Annotated in this window: 16 protein-coding genes; 2 read left to right on the forward strand and 14 right to left on the reverse strand. The window is 46.9% G+C overall.

From position 1 onward, the window contains the following. The first annotated feature begins 353 nt into the window (after positions 1-353). Positions 354-1787 carry a sigma-54 interaction domain-containing protein gene (locus tag NIA71_RS06015; RefSeq protein ID WP_253019905.1) on the forward strand — a complete coding sequence of 478 codons (1434 nt, stop codon included), beginning with the start codon at positions 354-356 and terminating at the stop codon, positions 1785-1787. A 56-nt stretch (positions 1788-1843) separates the two neighbouring features. On the opposite strand, the gene NIA71_RS19895 is transcribed toward NIA71_RS06015, so the two are convergent. From NIA71_RS19895 to NIA71_RS06075, 13 genes are all read right to left on the reverse strand, one after another. After that, on the reverse strand, positions 1844-1966 hold the full coding sequence (locus NIA71_RS19895; protein ID WP_264473058.1) for a hypothetical protein: 123 nt from the start codon (positions 1964-1966) through the stop codon (positions 1844-1846). 2 nt (positions 1967-1968) lie between these two features. Beyond that, the gene (locus NIA71_RS06020; RefSeq protein ID WP_253019906.1) at positions 1969-2766 is read right to left on the reverse strand and encodes an EcsC family protein; all 798 of its coding nucleotides are present in this window, start codon (positions 2764-2766) and stop codon (positions 1969-1971) included. Positions 2767-3267: 501 nt separating this feature from the next. After that, positions 3268-4029 (reverse strand): hypothetical protein, encoded by a 762-nt coding sequence (locus NIA71_RS06025; protein WP_253019907.1) that lies wholly within the window; start codon positions 4027-4029, stop codon positions 3268-3270. A gap of 2 nt (positions 4030-4031) precedes the next feature. Further along, complete coding sequence (locus NIA71_RS06030) at positions 4032-5009, reverse strand: hypothetical protein (protein ID WP_253019908.1); 978 nt, start codon at positions 5007-5009, stop codon at positions 4032-4034. Positions 5010-5014: 5 nt separating this feature from the next. Next, the gene (locus NIA71_RS06035; RefSeq protein WP_148396400.1) at positions 5015-5719 is read right to left on the reverse strand and encodes an RAMP superfamily CRISPR-associated protein; all 705 of its coding nucleotides are present in this window, start codon (positions 5717-5719) and stop codon (positions 5015-5017) included. Then, entirely contained in the window at positions 5716-7779 is a 2064-nt protein-coding gene (locus NIA71_RS06040; protein ID WP_253019909.1) for a Cas10/Cmr2 second palm domain-containing protein, read from the reverse strand. Before NIA71_RS06040 ends, NIA71_RS06035 begins: the two co-directional genes overlap by 4 nt. After that, entirely contained in the window at positions 7772-8638 is an 867-nt protein-coding gene (locus NIA71_RS06045; RefSeq protein WP_253019910.1) for a DUF6602 domain-containing protein, read from the reverse strand. Before NIA71_RS06045 ends, NIA71_RS06040 begins: the two co-directional genes overlap by 8 nt. 44 nt (positions 8639-8682) lie before the next feature. Beyond that, on the reverse strand, positions 8683-9561 hold the full coding sequence (gene cas6, locus NIA71_RS06050; RefSeq protein ID WP_253019911.1) for a CRISPR system precrRNA processing endoribonuclease RAMP protein Cas6: 879 nt from the start codon (positions 9559-9561) through the stop codon (positions 8683-8685). 37 nt (positions 9562-9598) lie between these two features. Continuing rightward, positions 9599-11305 (reverse strand): AAA family ATPase, encoded by a 1707-nt coding sequence (locus NIA71_RS06055; RefSeq protein WP_253019912.1) that lies wholly within the window; start codon positions 11303-11305, stop codon positions 9599-9601. 373 nt (positions 11306-11678) lie between these two features. Then, complete coding sequence (locus tag NIA71_RS06060; RefSeq protein WP_253019913.1) at positions 11679-12989, reverse strand: DUF1667 domain-containing protein; 1311 nt, start codon at positions 12987-12989, stop codon at positions 11679-11681. After that, a complete protein-coding gene (locus tag NIA71_RS06065) occupies positions 12986-14425 on the reverse strand; it encodes an NAD(P)/FAD-dependent oxidoreductase (RefSeq protein ID WP_253019914.1) in 1440 nt (479 codons plus the stop codon). Before NIA71_RS06065 ends, NIA71_RS06060 begins: the two co-directional genes overlap by 4 nt. 48 nt (positions 14426-14473) lie before the next feature. Then, the gene (locus NIA71_RS06070) at positions 14474-15676 is read right to left on the reverse strand and encodes an ATP-binding protein (RefSeq protein WP_253019915.1); all 1203 of its coding nucleotides are present in this window, start codon (positions 15674-15676) and stop codon (positions 14474-14476) included. A 100-nt stretch (positions 15677-15776) separates the two neighbouring features. Further along, positions 15777-17705, reverse strand: coding sequence for a hypothetical protein (locus tag NIA71_RS06075; RefSeq protein ID WP_253019916.1), 1929 nt, complete (start codon positions 17703-17705; stop codon positions 15777-15779). A 58-nt stretch (positions 17706-17763) separates the two neighbouring features. Here NIA71_RS06075 and NIA71_RS06080 point away from each other — a divergent pair, with 58 nt between their 5' ends. Next, positions 17764-18474, forward strand: coding sequence for an Ig-like domain-containing protein (locus NIA71_RS06080; protein WP_253019917.1), 711 nt, complete (start codon positions 17764-17766; stop codon positions 18472-18474). Here NIA71_RS06080 and NIA71_RS06085 read toward each other — a convergent pair. Continuing rightward, the gene (locus NIA71_RS06085) at positions 18455-20836 is read right to left on the reverse strand and encodes a transglutaminase-like domain-containing protein (RefSeq protein ID WP_253019918.1); all 2382 of its coding nucleotides are present in this window, start codon (positions 20834-20836) and stop codon (positions 18455-18457) included. The genes NIA71_RS06080 and NIA71_RS06085 overlap by 20 nt on opposite strands. Position 20837 lies beyond the last annotated feature (1 nt).

The following is a 20837-nucleotide window of genomic DNA, read 5'->3' on the forward strand; positions in this document are numbered from 1 at the left end:
GGCTTTTTTTCTTATTTGGAATTCCATTTCACTACCTACTAACAGCAAAAGGCGTGCCAACTTATTTTTTTTTCATAACCATAAGAATGACTTCTTAAAAAACTGTTGAAATTTCAACAGTAATGTCTTGCAGCTCTTTGGTGCATCTCAAAAGGTTTTTATTGGTTATGGGTGTCATAAATTTGTACAATTTTTTGCAAAAAAATTCTAATAAAAGTAATTCCAACGTTTTCACCCAGTAGTCATGATTTTCGTCACTGTCCAAAATTTTGACACTTTGCCTGAATATTCTGTAGGTTTCATCAAATATCTGTGCTATAATAATTGAAATAAAGTTTGTGCAGGAGGCTGTTATGGGCAAAACTTATCATCCCAACTTTGATTTGACTTTGGATGAATGCAGAGCGGTTTTGGATGCGATCGGCGGACTTGTAATTGTAGATGAGAATGGAATCATCAAGTACTTTTCCGATGACATCAGAAGTGGTATTGAAGAACTCAATTCAAAAAAACTTCCTGAAAAAATAGTTGGTAATAAAATCAGAGACGTGCATCCCACCACGAAGATCATACAGGCCTTAGAGGAAGGTTCAAAAGATGAGATTCAGATTTACTATGGTTCCGGAACGCTTAATGTGACCCGCATTTTGCCTGTAAAATCTGATGGGCGTATTGTTGGAGCCGTTGATCTTGACGTATTCAAAACGAGCTGGGAACTGGCCCTCTTTCTGAATCGCATTAAAGAATTGGAAAAAAACGGGACCATTAAGCTGCCGGAAACAATTGAAGAGTTTTCTCATCAACGGAAACAAAGGATTGGGAAATACACAGTTGCGGATATCCTGGGCAACAGTCCCGAAATGAACAAACTCAGAGATGATATTTATCAGCTGATGGAATCCACTTCCACCGTACTGATCACCGGAGAGACCGGCACGGGAAAAGAAATCGCCTCACATGCGCTTCATAATATCAGCGGAAGGCAATTATTTCCATTTATTGAGATAAATTGTGCGGCAATTCCTGAAAATCTCTTTGAAGCCGAGTTCTTTGGTTATGAAGAAGGTACCTTTACCGGTGCGATCAAGGGTGGAAAACCGGGGATCTTTGAGCAGGCCAATAACGGCACTTTATTTTTAGATGAAGTGGATCAGATTCCGTGGCATATGCAGCCAAAGCTGCTCAGGGTTTTACAGGAGCAGGAAGTAAGCCGAATTGGCGGACACAAAATTCCGATCAACGTTCGCATCATCGCTGCGACCAACAAAGATTTAAAGAAAATGATCGTCTCCAATGAATTTCGTGAAGATCTGTACTATCGCCTCAATGTGGTAAACATAAAAATACCCCCGCTGAGGGAGCATAAAGACGATATCCCAGTTCTTGTCCATCATCGGATAGCACGTATGAACCATATCTTGAACCGGAACATTCGGGGAATCACGCCGGATGCCTTGTCCCTGCTGTGCCAGTACAGCTGGCCGGGAAACGTCAGGGAGCTTTTTAACTGTTTAGAGCGGGCTATTAATATGTGCAATCAGGACATGCTGACGCTGGATCACTTTGCGGATATCCAGTACTACGCCCGGGAAGAGCAGCTCCGCAGTTCCTATCAGACAACTCTCAGCAACGGTTTGGAGGCACTTTTGCATTCTACTGAAAAAAATGCCATTGAACATGCGCTGCGCATATCAGACAACAACAAGACAAAAGCAGCCCAGATTCTCGGCATCGCACGGACCTCGCTTCACAATAAAATTAAAAAGTACGGCATCCACCTAAAATGAGGGAGTACACCCAAGTTGGAGCATATGGGTGCACTCCCATCCAGAAGCGTTTTTTATCAGACCGGCGCTCTCCCTGTCAAAAAATAGATAATCGAAACTGCGGCCAATAACACCAATACACCCACCCAGTAGACAATCGCGCCCCGCTTGCCTGCAGGCATTTTCTTTTTCTCCTTCATTGCTACACACTCCTTTCCTCTCTTCCTTTTAAGAATCTTCGTTTATATTTTAAATTGGCATATTCTGTAACATGCCTCATATAAACCGCATCGTAAATGCCGCCTGCTGCTCCGACAATGGGAATTCCCTGGAGAAACTTCAAATACAGCAGTTCCCTTGAAAACAGCGCCGCTGTCTCTTGGATCTGCTCTTTTTGATCGTAACCCGCCGGCAGCCGCCCTTCTTGAATAAAGGCGTTCGCTTCCCGATTGACCGCTTCTGCCTGTTGTCCATAGGAAACCGATCCCTGCAGCAGCAAAAGTATAAAATAGCGTTCTTCCTCCTGCTCATAATCGTACCCATAGCTGAGGGCGATTTCATAGACGCTTTTCATCATCATCCCGGTAAAGAGAACAATATCCGGAATACCGATCCCCAAAACTCCCAGCCCCACACCGGAAATTCCCGACATCAACAGGTTTACGGTCCCGGTTCCCTGGGCCTTTTTCGAGAAGGCCCGCAAGGTTCGGCGGTCCTCTTGAAGGTCAGCCGCGTATTCCCTGACCTGATAGTTTTTTTCTCTTTTTTCTTTCCGATATGTTACTTCTATGACGCCGGTCCCCTTTTGGAAAACCACCTCAAAAGCTTTGACAAAGGCTCCGTCCAAAGTGTCCTGCAATTTGTCTGGTACCCTTCCCTCCAGCTTCTGATTGAGAAAGGATTCTTTCTTTTGCGCATGCTTTTTCAAAAAACGTGCTTCCTGCCTCTCCAGATTAGCCCATTCTTTTTCCCAGGCCGTTTTTCTCTCCAAAATCCCCATTGAAAGTCCTCCTTTGCATAGCGTTTGAATATTCTGTAATTTCATTATAGCCTAGTTGGACATTTATCGCAAATGCTTCTGTTAGCTTAACTTCGGGTTTCGATCTTCAAAAATCAGCCATTCGCTATCAGGTGTCTGACAGCAAAGAAATAATCGATGAATATCAGCCTTTTGCCGTAATCGTGGCAACTGGGGCAGAGGCAGCGGCTCCAAAAATTCCCGGCTCTGATTCGGATTGGGTGGTCACTTACCATCATCGAAATGGCTGATCAGATCGCACCCGGCGCCTATCCTACCAATGCGAACGATGCAATCAGCCGGCTAAAGAGCGGCGGGGTTACGTTCCTTGCCGGCCGAAGATTGGAAAAAATTGAAGACGGCTGCCTGCAACTGAGCCGAAAAACGGCACTTTAGAAACCATCGGTGTGGATGTGGTTGTGCCTGCGATTGACATGCGCAGCTGCGATACGCTGCTGAAAGAGCTCTGGCACGGTCGATCGGTTAAGGACGCTCCTTTAATTCCATTTTTATAAGGCCATGGGGCAGGTTTGTTTCCTTATCGAGGTAAACTGCTCCGGCCATTTCCCCCGGTGACTCTTTCAACTCCATTGAATGGAGCAAACCTTTATATCCGCCGAGCAGCAACACCTGATCATCGTTTAACTGCTCGGCGAGTTTATCGGCCGCTTTCGTAAGGCGTTCTTTTAATTGAGCAGGATATTCTTTTTTTATCAGGCAACTAAGGTATTCCCGCATTTGGCCTATTTTCGCTTTAGCAGCGTTGTTGGCCGATTTTAAAAGTTCCCTGGCAGCTTCGATATTATGATAATTAAAACTTCCTTCCAAGGGCGAGTCGGCCTTTACCATTTCAACGGCGACGTGATCGAAAAACACGTCAAAAAAAGCTTTCTGTGGTTCCTCTAAATATTGGGCTTTCTGAATATTGCGCAAAATAATGTACTCCCTTGGAATCGGGACATCATCCACCATAAGCTTCACTGGATTGGCAGTCTCCTGACACAGCGCACCTTTTATGGATGAGCCGGGCAAATAATAGTCCGCAGTATCCGGACTATAAGACTCATAGAGCCCGTACTGGTAAAACGGATAGATGACTTTTAGTTTTTCTGTCTTTACGCAATCTGAATGACCTTCAACATCCTTTAAGGAAAACTGGTCTAAATCCTTATAAAAGGCCAACGAGGTCCTCGGTGATACAATCAGGCTGGAGAGTGTCGTTAATTCATAATAAATCGTTTCCATGGTTATACCTGCCTCTCTCTCAAAATAATTGGATACAAAAACGCGTTTCCAAAAACAATGCTCCTGCTGTTAAAGGGAGACTGGATTGATTTTCCCGCCTTTTCTGCACCTTCAGGCGCCGCGATAATGCTCCCCTGCGCAAGATAGCTGATGTAATACTTGGGAGAATCCTCGCTCCACCCGCCCATCATTTCAAAGGGCCGTCGCTCGGATGTGAACAGCCGCATTGAAGAGGCTTGAAAATCAATATGATCCGGCAGCAGCATTCCGGTGTTGATATAGTTATCGCTGCCTAAGGTCGGAAGTTTTTGCTCCGTGATCCCTTTTACACGAAAGCGGTTCAGCCCCTGTGAAGCTCGTTTCCCCAGGATAAGTTCCAAATTTTCCTCCGCTGCTGACTGAAGCAAGTTCAAAAAATCGGAGCAAAACGCACGATCGTCTGCTTGCAGATAAAAGCAAAAGTTTTTCACAGCCCAATTCTGCCCTTTGTCGTCTTTATCCTGACTTACTTCACATAAATCCACGGTGGGCACCGAATAAAGGCGGGTATCTAATTCAGGGAGATCATAGCGGAGACTGTCGATAGATGCCCGCAGCTGCTGCAAATTCTGCTGCTTTACATAAGGGTATATGCTTTCGCATTTTTCAGGGTTATCCAAAACAGATTGCAATTTGCCAGATTTGATATAGCTTCTCATTTTTATTGCTGACCGTACTTTTTTCAAATCAAGTTCTTCATTGCTGTTTTCTGATAACTTGTCGATCAAATAATCCTGCGGCACCGGCAAATACCCTTCCGGCATAACATTGGACAGCGCTAAATGGGTTTTCTTGTTCAAAATGGATTTTGTCAGTGCCGTAGCCTTCTCATCCCCATAGGTTTCCGCAAACAGATAAACGAGCGCGCCGAATAGCTTTTGGGAATCCGGCACCTGCGTCATGGCGCCCGTCACTTCAAGCTTAATTTCATAATTTTTCATAGCTCTTATTCTCCCTCTTGGCCTGTCAGAAGCTGCACCTTTCCATAACCTCTGCTCTTTGAGTTCCCTAGCCGGTAAAAGCCTTCGTCAAATTTTTTCAGGTTGTAAAGCACATACTCCCTGCAAAGCGCCGCTGCCTCTTCGCCCAGTAAATTCATTTTATAAAAATCGATTTCACCTTCAAATTCCAGATTGCTTTTGGCGGTTTGATAGGTTCTGGGTTTTGACTCTGGAGTCTCCCCCTTCGTATCGATGGTATTTTTCATGTCAATGGAAAAACAGGTTTTTTTATTGCGGAATTTTTCACACAAAAGTAAATCGCTAAAGAGCAGTTTTGGTGTATTGTTAAAGCCTTTGATTCCAAAAATACATTCTGCGGACGCCTCCTCAATCGCCTCTTCGTATCGCTCATTTATCCTTTTGCGGGCCTCTTCTTCCTTAACCAGGGCCATGACTTGCGGCAGATTTTTCTCTCGTTCTTTTTCCAGATAAGCCTTGAACAGTGCGCCAATTTTTTCGGCCATCGGACTTTCGTCTTCCCGCACCATAGTGCGCAGCGTTCCTTTTAATGAAGAAGCGGGAATACATGGAAAGCCCTCTTGGTCGATGGCAGTCCGCTGATCAATTCCTCCAATTTCAAAAGGCGCCGGCATGCCGCCGATATAGAGATTGGACATCGTTTGTATCTTTATAGTAATAAAATTTCTCATTTTGCGTTACCTCCTCCGCTCTTTTTCTTTTCGTTAAATCTGATGGACATCTCTTTGTATTCGTAAAACAGCATGAGCGAATCTATGAAATCCGAATTCCATTCGCCTTCACTATGGGCCAGCTCTAGAAATTTTCCTTTGTTAAAATACAAAAGACACGGGGATTTGCCGTCCTGTTCTCTATCCCTATTTGCTTTCTTGATTTCATCTGCACTGTAGCCATTTTTTAATTCAATCATGTTCGCCGCTTTTTCTACCGGGACTTTGTCGGTATCACGCATTCTCACAAACATGCTTTTTTCAAGCTTAAGTCTTTGAAAGCACGGGATTGTTTTTTTATCCGCAGTCTGATAGTTTTCTTTTTTTATAAAGATATCCCTCAGCGGTTTATTCCTACGTTCCAGCACCGTTCTGTACAAATAATCAGCTGACTTTGACAGCAAATATTTTCGGGAATTCTCCAACTCTACATTACTATAGTCCAGCTTCGATTTAACGTCCGGAATCAATTGAAAACGGTTGTCGGAAAACAGAAGCATTAGCCGCAGGTAAGTTTCCAGTCGATGCTTGCTTTTCTCATTTAATACAATGTTCATACCCTTGCCCCAATTTTTCCTCATAAGCTGGCTCAGAATCCGGCCATTTAAAACCACTTCCAATTCCCGCAGCTTTTTATCGGAAGAGTTGAGATATTTAGGCAAAAGGTGATACAGCACGCTGTTGATATACTTCCTATTGTCTTGCTGCACAGTATCATCGGCGAGCCTGTCCAGTAACGTATAGAAAAAACCGGAGGTTCCCAGCATTTTGTCATATGTATCATTTGACCTTATGGCGTTTATGCGGTACACATCATTTAAGAAATAGTCCCATATCGGCACAGCCTGAAGCTGTTCGTCAATTTCGCCCCGCTTTCTGCAGTTTTCACACTTATTGCATCTATTGTTTTTTCTACCTTTCTTGTTCCTCTTATTCATGCATACCAAAGTTTGCTTATATGTTTTCATGGCGTTGTAGTCGATATCCAGAAAAGCCAGTCCGCCAATGGAAATCTTGGCCTTCACGAACTGTTTTAGCAACTTGGGCGTGTTTTCTTCTTTAGCATGTTTTAACTGCCGCTCCACCATCTCCATATAGTAACGAATCGGTTCCCGGTTAAAGGTAATCTCTACGCCAATGCTGATGGACAGCGGTTTCGAGGACTCTTCTTTCTCCAGGCTTTGTTTAATGCCGACAAGGATTTCCCGGCATAAACGGGTGCCCTTGGTCAAATTTGCCATTGAGACAGCAAAGAAAATATCATCGCCAGCTATGTAAAATGGAAACAGCCACCCGGTACGGCCCTCCGGCCGGCATTTTTCTGCCATCTCATGCAGGCCCTTCAAAGAAACCTTGTCACTCAAGATTTTACTGATCCGGCTGTAGCTTTCATAACTCTTAATCTCTTTAAACATATTTCCCATGCCATCCAGATCAGCCTTTATGACTGCGATTCGAAAACGATTTTCGTTATCCCCCTCTTCCCCTGAAAACAAAGCGTTAATATCCTCTGCAAACATGGGATAGTTTTCATCGTCTTTTTGGGGCTGGGCCTCCTTCGCATCGATCTTGCAAAATTTGAAAAGCTTATCTTTGTTTTCCTCTATGCGCGCATTCAGGCAGTTGGATTGTTTCAGACGTTTCTTAGCTTCCTGAATCGCTCCAATCTCATCGTATTTCCCTTGTGGAAACGAAACGCACCGCAGCCATTTCTGCCCCTGGGACTCTTGATAATATTCGAAAAATAGCTCATTGAAAATATTGTGAATTTCTTTTTCCGGCAGTTGGCTTCTGAAGATATATACACCGGAACAGGAAAGCAACACCTCGTTTTCCTGCGCCGAAAAAGCTTCTTTGACTGTGTTTTGAAAACCTTGGGAAATTTCCCGCGAGGCATTCATGATCTGTTTCAAAGTGGCCTCTTCGGTCTGCTTTTCCTGTACATGCGCATGGATGGCTTCGGTCAAAAATGTCTGCACTTTATCGATTGAAAGGGCCACAATCTGCGTCTCGTTATTCATGGGTTTTACCTCCTTTGCTATGCCGATTAAACATTTTAGCGTACGCCATGTGTGGGAATGGAATTGGGTTGTTGATCAGCATCAGCAGTTGGTTTAACTGCAAGTTGAATGACAGAAGAGATACGCCTTCCACAGCGTAATCTTCGAGTTTTATATCTTCAAGGCCAGTGCCTTCGTTAATCTCTCTGTCTGTCTTCTGCCAATCCGCATGGTTTAAAGCAAGGTACCAGTCTTGCAGGTTCTTTTTGTTTTTATCAAACTCAATCTTCAATAATCCACTCTTCTGGAGGGAAGTCTTGATGATCACATCAAACAACATCTCCCCGTTTTCTAAAAGTACATTCACATTATCAGTATTAAGACAACATAAAATACGCAGCGGCCGTGTCTGAGTCTGCGTTGAATTTTTTTCTTCTTTTCCAACAATAATTCTGCCTGCTACTCTAGTATAAGATTCTAATGAAGTCGTGAGATTTGTAATGCTTGCTGCCCACTTACTTAAAGTATCATCATCCATTGAAGTGCTTTTACATTCCACCACAACAGCCACCGCCTCGATGGGGATGAATTTTATCCGGCCGTAACGAAATATGTAAGGCGTATAAGTTTCATCGAAAATTGCCAGATCAACCTCCCTCGATACCTTTCCGTTGGAATCGATAATAAATACCGACTGCTCAATGACAAATTTTTTAGGGATGATCTGCTGAAACATCTTCCGCCAAATATCTTCTCGAAATCCACCGATTGTAGTTCCGTGGTTATCTACCTTAAAAGCTAATTGTTCTACAATCGCCATCTCATTTTGTCTATAATTGCTGATAATATTGCCAACAACATCCTTTTCTGTTTCACACATAATTCTGCTCCCTTCTATGTGCTTCCGGTTCTATAGCGTTAAAATCAAAGAAATTCTACCTTAACCCGTCCCATGCCAAAAGTCGTGTTGCGGCCGATATTCAGAGTCTGGGCGGCATACAGCCAGGGGACAAAAGGGGTCAGAGGTCCTTCAAACCATAGCTCGCCCATCAGGCCGCTGAAATCCATCTTCTCACCGGTACGGTTTGAATATCGATTCAGATTCACCAGCTTCAATTGTTCTTTTATTGTCGATACATCTGTGGCAAGCGCTTGTATGTGCTGGGCCTCTTTCTCATCAATCCAGCCTCCATAACGCTCACAGAGCCGTTCAATCCTTCGTGTAATATTACGGACTATCGTTGGAAAATCAACCTGCTCCAGCAGCTTGCCGTTCCGACGGATACGCAGCGGCGTAAGTGTCTTAAGCCGCACTTGTTCCAGTGACGAAAGGCTGCGACAAGGCAGTGCTGCGCTGCGGACAGCGACTTCATGAAAAATGCCGGCTTGCCAAATCACCCTTTGATCCAAACTATGGGTGATTTTATCCAATTGAAAGGGATATCTGCCAGCACCCAGTCCACGCCTGCCGATCCCCTCTATCGCGAAAATCAGCTGAGGCGTGTATCTAACTGCGTCACCAAAAAGGATAACATGAAACGTCAATTTCTCGCCTTTCAGATAAACGCTTGTTTCTGCCATCGGCGGACGGATCATATATGGGTTTACTGTATCCTGCAGGTTGCTGCTGAGGGCCCGATTGTTATAAAGATAATTGTAGGCCTCCCGATCCTGGCGCAGGGTTTGTCCAATCACACCGCGCAGGGTAGAGCCTAAAAACAGGGGCAGTTCGGCTCTGTCCATGGATATCAATGTGACTTCCATAGGCAGATAATTTAAGAAAAACGATGCCTCTGGTTTCATTGTTTTTCACTCCTTTTGCTAATACGGCAGATATATTTTATAACCTTTTATCGGTCCCGTCCATGACCAGGCACTCCTTGCGATAGAAGCAAACCCCATACTTTTTAATATCGCGATAGCCGTCGGCCCGCAAAGCCGCTTCGTAATCCCGCTCTTCGATCTGCGAGAGCGCATCCATGCAGGCGTCCTCCATCCCCTGGAATGCTCCCGCTACCTTCAATTCCAGGATCACAGCGGCCCCGCCTCGAATCCCGGGCGTCTTCATCAGGATGTCCGGTCTCCCGATCCCGCTCTCCCTGTTGGAGAGAATCTGGTATTTTTTCAAAACTTTTAACAGACCCGACAGAAATCCGTGGTAATAGATTTCGGCGTAGTCGAAAAAGCTAATGGTGTCCAAGAGTTGTTCGGAAACGATGCGGCCAAAGGTTTCGCAGTCTCCCGTTTCGATGGCTGTAAGCAAAGGGGACAAATCGGCCGTCTGCATTTTTTTATCAAACCAAGTGAGAATGGTACTGCGGTAAATCGATCGGATTTCCGCATTGGGAATCGTCAGTTCCAGATAGCTCGTTTCTTCCTGCTTCCGCTCTCCCACTGCTTTTAAATACCCGGTAAAGTACAGGAAGTTCCACAGATTATCCCTGGATTCATGGATTTCCCCATAGGTGATGTCTTCATGCACCGGTTTTTCGATCGTATTCCCCGCGATCAGACTTTCGATTTCGCTCCTTGTCTCAAAGTCCGCCTCTTCCACCAGCTCCCGGATGATGCTGTTGGAAGACGTGTTGGACCAGTAAGGTTTGGGGAAAGCGTCGCGGTCCAGCAGTGCTGTATCCGCATAATTAATAATGCTCCATGGGTTATAGATTTCCTGGCTGCTGAACTGGTACCCGTCGTACCACTGGCGCACTTCCTCATACTTGTCCGCAAGGTCGTAATAAGCAAGTATCTCTTTTACTTCCCTTTCCGTGAAACCAAAACTGTCTGAATACCCGGGACTCAAAATGGAATAGATTTTCAGATTGTTCAGCCCTGTGAAGATGCTCTCGCGGCTGATGTGCAGGCATCCTGTGATGACCGCAAACTCCAGATAAGGGTTCGTTTTCAGCGCCGACTCGAACAGAGATCGGATGTATCCGATCATTTCTTCGTAAAACCCGGAGAACCAGGCATTTTCCAGCGGCACATCGTACTCGTCTATGAGAATAATGGCGTTTTTCCCATGGTACTTTGCAAGACAGTCAGACAGGAATCTCAATGCGCCGGCATAAAGCAGGGGATCGTCTTTCAACGCCAGAATATCCTCATACTGCACTTTCTCCTGTTCTGTCAGTGCGTCGCCTCGCAGCGCATAGCGGTGCCGGCCGAATTCTTCTTGAAGTTCTCTTTTCAACATGCCATAAGCCATCTCAAAATTGGGCTGTTTGGCTGACTTTAAAGATAAGTTGATGACCGGGTACTGCTGCTGGTGGGTCAGGTATTCTTGCCCGCAGGAGGTGATGGCGAGGCCGTCAAACAAATACCCATTATCCACCTGCTGACCCTGGTCGTCCATCTCTTTCTCAAAAAAACGCCGGATCATGCTTAGATTCAGCGTCTTGCCGAATCGCCGCGGTCTTGTAAGCAAACTCACGCTTACGGCGGAATCCATCAGCGTTTTGAGCATGTCCGTTTTATCAACATAGTACGCGTGTCTATCTATGACTCTCTTGAAGTCTTCATAGCCTACCGGAATTGGCTTTTTCATATCATCACCGTCCTTCTTATGGTTAGTATACGGGAAACAGCCTTCAATTACAACGGAAAGCCAGTCTTTTTAAGCCTTTGTTTATCAAAAAAACAGGGCTGCTGCATGTCAAATGAATGATGAATGCGATCAGCTCCCTATTCGCACAGATTTCGCGAAGTGTTGAAATGCGAAGATGGCCGTAAAGATTCCGCCTTTGTGACGTATTGACTCAAGTCAGTCACGTCGGGAAAATTATATTGAAAGGTTGTGTTTTTTTCGCAAAGCTGTGGGTTTGCTGGGCTTGATCCTGACAGCTTGCGGCCCGCGCAGCCTGATTGCGGATTTGAGAGGGCCTGGCTGTTGAAACTTGCGTAAAAAATGAAATCTTATTTTACATTTTTCCCAAAACCCAAGTCGCAATCAAATTCGCCCCGGTCCCGGCGATATTCTCCGCAATCACCTGACCTGGCGCTATCGGTCCTTTTACCCATATGCGCTTCACCGCCTTCATGATCACAAACAGATCATCCTTATCAACAGGGCGGTCGGTTCTCACCGATAACAGCGGCATATCTGCGCGATCGGTTTTCACCACCGTCGTCAGCACACGTTTTGGGCTTTTTATTTCCTGCTTTGCAAACGCCTCGCCTTTGCTGCATTGATTGCCGGTCACAGAAAAGGGCGACTGTTCCACCTGCATGACACAGCTTTTGGGACAAACGGTACAGATCATATTGCCTTTTCTGCCTGTCAGCTCTTTCTCCACACAATCGAGCTCGCGGATGGAAGAATCGCCTCTTCCCAGATAGCGAGCCGCCTTCCTGCCGACGGCCATCGCTTCCTGGGTCACATGGTCCACAAGATCATGCACGACATGGGCATTGCCGCAGACCAACAAACCCGCCTCCTCCCCCGGAACCAACTGACCGCAGACTTCCAGTTCAGGAATCAGCCCCGCTGCCACCAGCAGCGTATCGCAGGGGATATACTCTTTTCGCTTCAAATCCGGCTTCCCGGCTTCTGTAAAGGGTGCGATGGAAACCCCTTTCAGCCGCTCATAACCGTGGGTGGAAACGACCGTCCAGCCGTAGCGCATTGGAATATCAAAATCCTCCACACACTGGACGATATTTCTTGCAAGTCCGGTCGCTTCCTGCCCCAAAATCAGCTTTACCTTAATACCCTCCAGGGTCATCCGCCTTGCCATGATCAGGCCAATGTCACCAGAGCCGAGAATCACCGCGCTCCTTCCCGGCAGATAATTTTTCAAATTCATCATCAGCTGTGCGGCTCCTGCGGTAAAAATGCCGGACGGCCTGCTACCGGGAATCCGCATCTGTGGAAGGGTCCGCTCCCGGCAGCCGGTGGCGATAATAACCGCATCCGCCGGGAGAGCCCGTGCTCCGCCGGCGGCGCTGACGCATTTGACCTTCCATCCCTTTTCAATGGAAAGAACGGTTGTGTTTGTCAGAACTTCAATACCGGCATCCTTTGTCTTTTTCTGCCAAAGAAGGGCGTATTCACCGCCTGTATAGTCCTTTTCATAGAGCTGGGTGCCGAATCCGTTATGAATACACTGGGGCAGAACGCCGCCCAGATAAGACCGCCTTTCCAGCAGCACAACCTCTTCAACTCCCTGTTCTTTTGCCGAAACCGCAGCTCCCATTCCCGCCGGTCCGCCTCCGATTACGATCACTCTCATGGGCGCAGCCTCCCCTTCACCATCGGGCTTCCCGGCCCGCTTTTAAAAATTTGCTCCGGCGGTTTTCCCCATTCTCTGCTGAGGATATCAATGATTTCCGGCGTGCAGAAACCGCCCTGGCATCGTCCCATCCCGGTCCGCAGCCGTTTTTTCAGTCCATTGAGATTGTGGGGCGGAAGGGGCGAATCGAGCACGGAAAGGATATCCCCCTCCGTAATGCCTTCACACCTGCACACGGCGTTTCCATAAGCGGGATTTTCCTTCAGTAGCTTGGCCTGAAGCTTTGGGTCCGCTTTCAAAAACAAAGGCTTTGCCCGGTAGATGGGATCGAACGCTTGATTGCGTTCCTGTCTTAAACCGGCCTCAAAAAGATGCGCGAGAATTTTTTCCACCAGATAAGGCGATGCGGTCATGCCCGGATTTTTAATGCCCAGAGCGCTGACAAAACGCCGCCCGCTGAGGCGCACGACAAAATCCTTCTCTTCTTTGGGTACATTTTCAATATTTGCCCGAATTCCTGCAAAGGACGCGATGACGCTGCCCAAGTCCAGGTCAGGCAAAAGTTTTTTCGCAACATAGGAGATATGATCGATTCCTTTTTGGGTGGTCTCCGTGCATTTGTAGCTTTTCGCTTTGTAGGATGTGGGGCCGGCCAGCATATTGCCATCCACAGTCGGTGCAAGAAGGGTTCCCTTTTCATCATGCTCCTGGGCCTGATAAATCACATGCTTAATGGGCGAAGGGCAGTCAAAGACCAGATATTCGCCCCGCTTGGGCTTTATAACCAAATCCCTGCCGCGCACAAATCGCTCCAATTCCGCAGCCCCTTCGCCTGACGTATTGACAATATAGTCAGCATGAATTACCCCGCGGTTTGTATGCAGCGCGTATCCCTCTCCAGCAGCCTCTATATGCTCTACTTTCGTATTGAATTGAAAGCGGGCGCCATTGGCCGCGCTGTTGAGGGCCGTATGAAGCACCAGCTTAAATGGCGAAACGATTCCCGTCGTTGGCGCATGCATAGCAGCGATGATTTCAGAAGACAGCCTCGGCTCCATATTCCTGGCCTCATCCCCGGAAATCATCTTCATGTCCGGCACCCCGTTCTTTCGTCCCTTTCCTATCTTCTCTTGAATGTGATCGATACCCTCCTGGTGAAAGGCAACAAAAAGAGAGCCCACATAGTCCATCGGGACATCCAGGTCCCTGCAAAGCTGCCGGTGCATACGATTGCCGCGGGCGCAGGAAATCCCTTTCAGGCTCCCGCCCCGCGGATGAAAACCGGCGTAAAGCACTCCGGAGTTTGCTTTTGTCGCACCCTCACCGATATCCGATTCTTTGTCCACCACCAAAACATCCAACTGATATTTCATCAATTCTCTCGCTGTCAGGCAGCCTAAAATACCGGCTCCCACGATCACCACATCGTATTTCATTAGACCACCTTTCTCTCATTTGCAGCTTTTATTCCCTTCCGGACTCTTCTAAAACTCCTGTCCTTTCAAAAACTCCCGTATATTTCTGTGAAGAATTCCGTTTCTGCTTCGTTCAATCTCATCCATCGTAATCACAAATTTGGGATAATTGTCAGGAATCTCTTCCAGCACCCCAAATTCACGCTCGACTGTCTTTTCATCAGCCAGCATATATGCAACCTGAACATAAATTCTCTTCTCTCTTTTTTTTGCTGCAAAGTCTACTTCCCGCGTGTTGGCCTTCCCTATGGTAACATTATAATCCCGACGCAGAAGTTCCATAAAAACGATATTCTCAAGGATCTGGTTAATATCCCTTTGGTTATGGCCGTAGACGGCCTGGCGCAATCCGTGATCGGTCAGGTAAATTTTCTCCTGAAACTGCAAGATTTTTTTGCCAATGAGATCCTCCCTGGATACCATTTGCAGAATACATGCATCTTTGCAGTACTCGATGTAATTGTACAGGGTTTCCGTCGAGACACTTCGATTTTCGTTTTTCAAATATTTTTTAATAGATGCGGCAGAATACGTATTCCCTATTTCCGCGATAAAATACAGTAAAAGATTTTTAAATGCCCCAATGTCGCGTATCTTATTTCTCTGGGCAACATCTTTTAAAATAATTGAGTCGAATAAATCTTCCAGATACATCAACGCGGCCTGCTCTTCCATCTTATTTTGATAAATAAAGGGCATCCCGCCATAAGACAGATAGTGCAGGAAAGCCTCTGCCTCATTGACCTCTTCTTGGGTTTCTCTCATAATATCCAATATTTCCGCAAAAGAAAAAGGGTATATTTTAATCTCTACATAGCGCCCGCCCAGGTAGGTTGCCAGTTCACCGGACAAAAGTTTTGCGTTGGACCCTGTAATATAGATATCCACATCAAAGTCGATCATCAGCGAGTTGACCAACTCTTCCCACCCGGGTAAATCCTGAATTTCGTCAAAAAATAAATACTTTTTTTCTGATAACAGCGGCTTCAAATAGTCAAAAGCGCTTTGAACATTTTTTGCAAAAGGCAGCAGCCTGCTTTCAAAGTTCAGCATGATTATGCTGTCCTCACTTCGTCCCTGCTCTAAAAGCTCCCTTTGAATCAGCTCCAACATGACCGATTTTCCGCTCCTGCGTATTCCGCTCATGACTTTAACCACATCCTTATCAATAAATGGACGAATCTTTTGTATATAAAAATCTCTGCAAATCATTCGATACACCTCCGCGTTTACGCTTATTATCGTTTCTACTATATCGAAATCTTTTCACATTTTCAACATTAGTTTTCGATATATCGAAAACAATTTGCAACTATTTTCCCCATTTTTCTCGTCTCTGCAAAATCAGCGCGCGGATTCCCATGCTTATGGCGATCAACGCCAAGAGGACTGCCGCTAAAATCAAGTAGACCGGACTGGTCTCTTTCTCCACATCATTACTGAAGGTGGCCGTATTCATGTTTCGTTTCAGCATTTTATTGAGCGGGTCTTTATATTCCTCTTTTTTCTTTTTCGCCTTTTCCAGCTGGTTCAGCTTGTTCTGCGCGTCTTTATCTTTTTTCTGCGCCATCATCGCCTGCATTCTCTGGCCTCTGGCTTCTGACTTTTCCGCTTCTGTGGCAGTGCTTCCGGCCAGCACCAGCGCGGACAGAGTCTTTCTCTTAAAGAACTGCATTCCGTTGGATTTCACCGAATTGATCTTATTGAGGCTGCCCTTCTTACCCACCGAATACACGGTACTGGATTTCTGGCTGATATTGTCGTCGATGGGCATCTGGACTTCCACCGTTTCCGAAGGCTGAATTTTACGGTCGTCCTGGTAAAAGTGAATCCGGTAGAAGATCGCTTCTGTCTCCTTATCCGACAAGTTTTTTTCCATGGACTTATAATCGACCGTCTCCTGGCCCATTCGTCTGACAAACAGCTTTGCATTTTCCGGCAGAGAATCCACAGGCGCGATCACATAGATGCCGGTGACTTTATCGTAAAAGACCTTTTGTTCTTTTTGCACCTTTGAGGCTTTAACCTCAATCATCGCATCTTCCAGAGCTTTCACCTCATCGTTAATTTCATTCTGGGGCGTATATTGGTCCATTTCCTCAGCCCGCTTGATTTCTTCATCCAGGTTTTCCACTTCAATGCGGCCGTACTGGCCTTGATCCAGGCCCACATTGGCATGGGCTTTTGCGTAGAGTTCCCTGGCTTCCTTCAGTTTTTCCTTCAGCTTGGTAATATCCGCAGGTTCCGGCTTGTCGGACTTGGCGTTTTTCAGAAGCCTCTCTATATCATTGATCATGGATTTCATCATACTTTTCGCAGACGGCTGCAGTTCAAGTCTGACCGTATTGTGCGCTTTTTTATTGTACTGGCTGAGGACCTCTTTCAATTCCTTGATATTTGACCGCTTATACTTGCCTTCTTTCAAATCTTTATTGGTAACAGAATTGAGGAAGTTCTGTACCTTATCCGCCTCATTTTTCCAGAGGGTCAGATCCGCATAAGTCTGCACGGTAAAGCGCATGGGAACCTTGTTGACCGTGTAACCTTCGCCGTCAGCCTTTTTGTGCCAGCTGGAAATAAATTTGTATTCCTGATCTTTTTCTTTCATATATTTAGACTTTTCCGCAGAGGTAAGCCCTTTGTTCGTCTCCTGGATATAGCCGATGTTGTTGCCTTTTTCATCCTCCGCAAGGATCAGCGTAATTCCATTGTTGGCCTGCATGCCTCTCAGAAAGCCGAACTCATATCGGCATCCCGGCTCCAGTTCAAAGCCTTCAATTTTAAACACCCAGCAAGTACCTTCGCCCGACGGGTCCACCTTATCGCCTCTAGTTGCGGGAGTTTGCACATAGTCATTGAAATTTGCAATGCGGGAACCATTTTTATATGCGAATAAGAACTTTTTTCCATAGCCGATTCGGCTGCTGCTTTCCGGCCAGGGGTTGCGATCGGTCATCGCGTAGAAGGTGTAATTGGATCCATCGCTCTTTTTCGCCTCCAGATAATCCACGCCATTCTCCACACCGGTGTATTTCACCACCGGACCGCTATTGTTAAACGGGCTGCTGAGCCAGTGCTGACCTTTTTCCGTATCAACCAGATACCCGCGGGGGGTAAATGGATTCTTGCCCTTTCCGCTGGTCCCGAATTCCCACGTCTCCGCGCTGGCAACTGTGGCCGCCAGCCCCATAGCCATCATCACTATTAAAATTATCCCGGTAAACCTGGAAAACTTTCGCATTTTATCCTCCACCTATGATATGATAGTTTTTAGCAATAATCGACAAAGGAGTATCACTATGTTCAAACGCAAACGGCCTTATTTGATTGTCCTTGCCCTCTGCCTCGCCCTGTCCCTATCCGCCTCATTTGCTTTTGCTGAGGGCGGCGATGGAACCGGGGGAGGAAACGGGGAAAACCGGGACATTCCTCTGACGCTGAAAAGCGCTTCGATCGCTGACGGCGCCGCAGGCGTTGCCATTAATGAAACCATTCAGCTCAATTTCAATAAAAATGTTTGTAACGTAACCGTCCTTGCGGACAACAAAAAGTGTTTTCATCTCACCGACGCAGACGGAAATGCCGTTGCCATTAACCTGATCTTTCCAGACAACCAAGTCCAGAAGGATTATCGGCGGGAGGTTTTTATCCGGCCCGCCAAAGACCTGAAAAAGAACACCCAGTACCGCATCTCGGTGGATAACACCCTGGCGGCCAAGAACGGCACCACCATCGACAACGCTTACGCCATCACCTTCACCACCGGCTCAGACCGCACCAGCGAGGAAAACGAAATTCTCAAAAAGCTGGGCGAAAACATCATCACCTACGAAACCGCCTACGGCGAATCGGCGGACTTTGTACCCGTAGATAAATCGGGGCTGGACGATGTTTCTAAAAAGCAGGGGCCGGATACCGGATTCATTGCCAAGATCGCCGCTGTAATCCTGATCCTCGCGGTCATCCTCTTCACGGTCATCTATCTCAAGCTCAGACGTAGAAAAGAATAAATTTCATCAGGAACTTTTTCCCTCTCTTCTGAGTGGAATAAATATGGCGGCCTGCTGCTTTTGCGTAGGCTGCTATTTTTTTATGCTCCTCTTGGGAAAGATTTCTTTCTCCAAATCGAACATCATTTATCAATCTGAGGAACTGGGCAAACCGGATTTCGGTGACAGCATCGTAAGCTGAGCCTACTTCCTCCAGCTTATCGTAAGGATTGGCCGGAATCGGGTGATGGTCAAAGGCCATCACCTTGGTTACATACTTGTACATCGCATATACGTTCTCCTTGTTCCCCACATTGCCGAAGGACGCCAATAACCGCCGGATGCGCATTCTGCCCAGCACTTCGTAAAGGGCTATCAGCAGCAGGAGCGCCAGGCCGGCAAACCACCAGGGACTGATCGATTTGTCTTGCTCCTGCTTGTCCTGCTCCGGCTGATCATTCTGAGGCGCCTCATCCTCATAGCTCTTTTGTTTTTCTTCTTCAATCTTCTCATCTTCCTGCGTTTCTTTGGTCTGTTGCTTCTCCATGTCATAAAAACCGGGGATGACCTCCACCGGGAACCACCCGATCTCATCGATATAGATTTCAACCCAGCTGTGAGCCAAAGAATCGGGTATATCCATGGTAACATCGTCCATCTGTGTATAGAGCTTCATGTAATCCGGCGACAGATAATAGCCTTCCGCGTACCTGGCCGGAATCCCGGCCTGTCGGAACATGAGGGCCGCCGCTGTGGCAAAATACATATCGTTTCCCGCTTTGCTGTGCTCCATGAAATAGGCCAGCTGATCCTTGCCTTCCGGCGCTTTATCCTGTTCGACATCATAGGTAAAGGACTCATCAAACTTACTGCGGATATGATGAAGGGTGTATTCAATGGTTTTTCCTACGCATTGATCGATCCCGCTGCTCTTCAGGGCTTCGGCGTCCTCATCGGAAACGTACAAGTACGTATCATACACATATCTCCGATACACGCTTTCCGGCTCCGCATAATCGTTCCAGTCCGGGCTGCCTTTCAGCTCCGACAGCCAGCCGGTCAGGGCTTTTTCATTGTAGTCCTCGAACTTGGGCAAAAAGGTCTTGAAGGAGTAGTCTCTCTGCCCCCGCAGCCCCTTTGCAAAGGCTCCGTAATCCTTGATATAGCGGACCTGATCGGGCATGGTATCGCCGCTGACGGCCGCTTCATAAGGCAGATACAAGTATTTGCTGCTGCCGTTTACATTCTCTGCCTTTACGGAAACAAAATCATAATCCTTCGACATCCGATACAGCCGGTCCTGCTGCATCCAGGGATAAAAATCCTTTTGCTCCAGCCATTCGATCATGCCGGTATATTCGCCGGAATAGGCGCCTTCCGGGGCCGGGGCCCACTTGCCTCCTGCGAAATCTCCTCCTGCAAATCCCCTCAGATACATAGCCCGGGGCAGCAGCATATTCAGGGTCAATACCGTATTCTCCGTATAAGCCAGCGGATGGGCGCTGTTCAAATCGCCCCTTGACAGCTGATCGATTTCGTCTCCCTGCAGCTTATCATAGCGAAGATGCTCCTGTGCGGCAACGACCGACGCCTTGGCTCCATCGACGCTTTGGGGCGGACGATAATCGTCTCCGGAAAAGACCAGCACATAGCACAGCAGCAAAGCCGTCGTAACGCCTAGAAAAATATAGGGCAGGGGCGAATTTTTCTCATTTTGTATGTAAATGGGCTTTCGTTTTTTTCTGCTCACCGGCCTTGCCACCGCCGAGAGAACTAAAAGTCCGGTCCAGCCCAGCATCAGCAGGATCAGCAGCCATATGGAAGGACCTACCTTTAGGCACAATCCGACCATAACCGGAAGGGCGGTCAGCACAAAGCCCAGCAAAGGCTCTTTGTGGTAAATGCTATGGGCGATCCCCATGGAAGCCAGCAGGATGACCGGGATGACCGCCAGAAGAACATCCTTGCCCCAGTCCGCCGTATCCCCGGTCAATTCAAATGGAATGAGGCCGGCATTGAGCTGATCGTTTAAGACCTGGATGATGATGTTGACCATGACCAGAAAGCCGTTCCACACCGCCTGGTATGCCAGGACAAAGTAAATGGCAGTCAAAAGAAAGACATAGAAAACCAGAAACCGTCCCAGAAACGGATTGCGGCAGAGCAGATAAAGCCCGATGGGCAGCCCTGCGATCAGCAGCATGTTGATCATGGGGTCAACTGGACTGGGAAACATGGAAAAATAGGTATACCAGCACCCGACGGACAGCCCCGCCGCCAAGAGCAGCTCAAAGACCACCCGTCTGCGCGGGTGGCTTTTGTCTTGTTCGGTTATCTGGTTCAGCTCCATTGAGGTCTGTGTTTTTTCCTTCATCCAGTTCATA

This window comes from Ihubacter massiliensis, assembly GCF_024125305.1.
In the GTDB taxonomy this organism is placed as follows: domain Bacteria; phylum Bacillota; class Clostridia; order Peptostreptococcales; family Anaerovoracaceae; genus Hominibacterium; species Hominibacterium faecale.

Bases quoted from the DNA above. Each gene is read 5' to 3' on its own strand.
- NIA71_RS06075 (WP_253019916.1), bottom strand. From the start codon at position 17,705: ATGCGAAAGTTTTCCAGGTTTACCGGGATAATTTTAATAGTGATGATG.
- NIA71_RS06070 (WP_253019915.1), bottom strand. From the start codon at position 15,676: ATGATTTGCAGAGATTTTTATATACAAAAGATTCGTCCATTTATTGAT.
- NIA71_RS06045 (WP_253019910.1), bottom strand. From the start codon at position 8,638: ATGTGTGAAACAGAAAAGGATGTTGTTGGCAATATTATCAGCAATTAT.
- NIA71_RS06065 (WP_253019914.1), bottom strand. From the start codon at position 14,425: ATGAAATACGATGTGGTGATCGTGGGAGCCGGTATTTTAGGCTGCCTG.
- NIA71_RS06055 (WP_253019912.1), bottom strand. From the start codon at position 11,305: ATGAAAAAGCCAATTCCGGTAGGCTATGAAGACTTCAAGAGAGTCATA.
- NIA71_RS06015 (WP_253019905.1), top strand. From the start codon at position 354: ATGGGCAAAACTTATCATCCCAACTTTGATTTGACTTTGGATGAATGC.
- NIA71_RS06060 (WP_253019913.1), bottom strand. From the start codon at position 12,989: ATGAGAGTGATCGTAATCGGAGGCGGACCGGCGGGAATGGGAGCTGCG.
- NIA71_RS06035 (WP_148396400.1), bottom strand. From the start codon at position 5,719: ATGAGAAATTTTATTACTATAAAGATACAAACGATGTCCAATCTCTAT.
- NIA71_RS06025 (WP_253019907.1), bottom strand. From the start codon at position 4,029: ATGGAAACGATTTATTATGAATTAACGACACTCTCCAGCCTGATTGTA.
- NIA71_RS06040 (WP_253019909.1), bottom strand. From the start codon at position 7,779: ATGAATAACGAGACGCAGATTGTGGCCCTTTCAATCGATAAAGTGCAG.
- NIA71_RS06020 (WP_253019906.1), bottom strand. From the start codon at position 2,766: ATGGGGATTTTGGAGAGAAAAACGGCCTGGGAAAAAGAATGGGCTAAT.
- NIA71_RS19895 (WP_264473058.1), bottom strand. From the start codon at position 1,966: ATGAAGGAGAAAAAGAAAATGCCTGCAGGCAAGCGGGGCGCGATTGTC.
- NIA71_RS06080 (WP_253019917.1), top strand. From the start codon at position 17,764: ATGTTCAAACGCAAACGGCCTTATTTGATTGTCCTTGCCCTCTGCCTC.
- NIA71_RS06030 (WP_253019908.1), bottom strand. From the start codon at position 5,009: ATGAAAAATTATGAAATTAAGCTTGAAGTGACGGGCGCCATGACGCAG.
- cas6 (WP_253019911.1), bottom strand. From the start codon at position 9,561: ATGAAACCAGAGGCATCGTTTTTCTTAAATTATCTGCCTATGGAAGTC.
- NIA71_RS06085 (WP_253019918.1), bottom strand. From the start codon at position 20,836: ATGAACTGGATGAAGGAAAAAACACAGACCTCAATGGAGCTGAACCAG.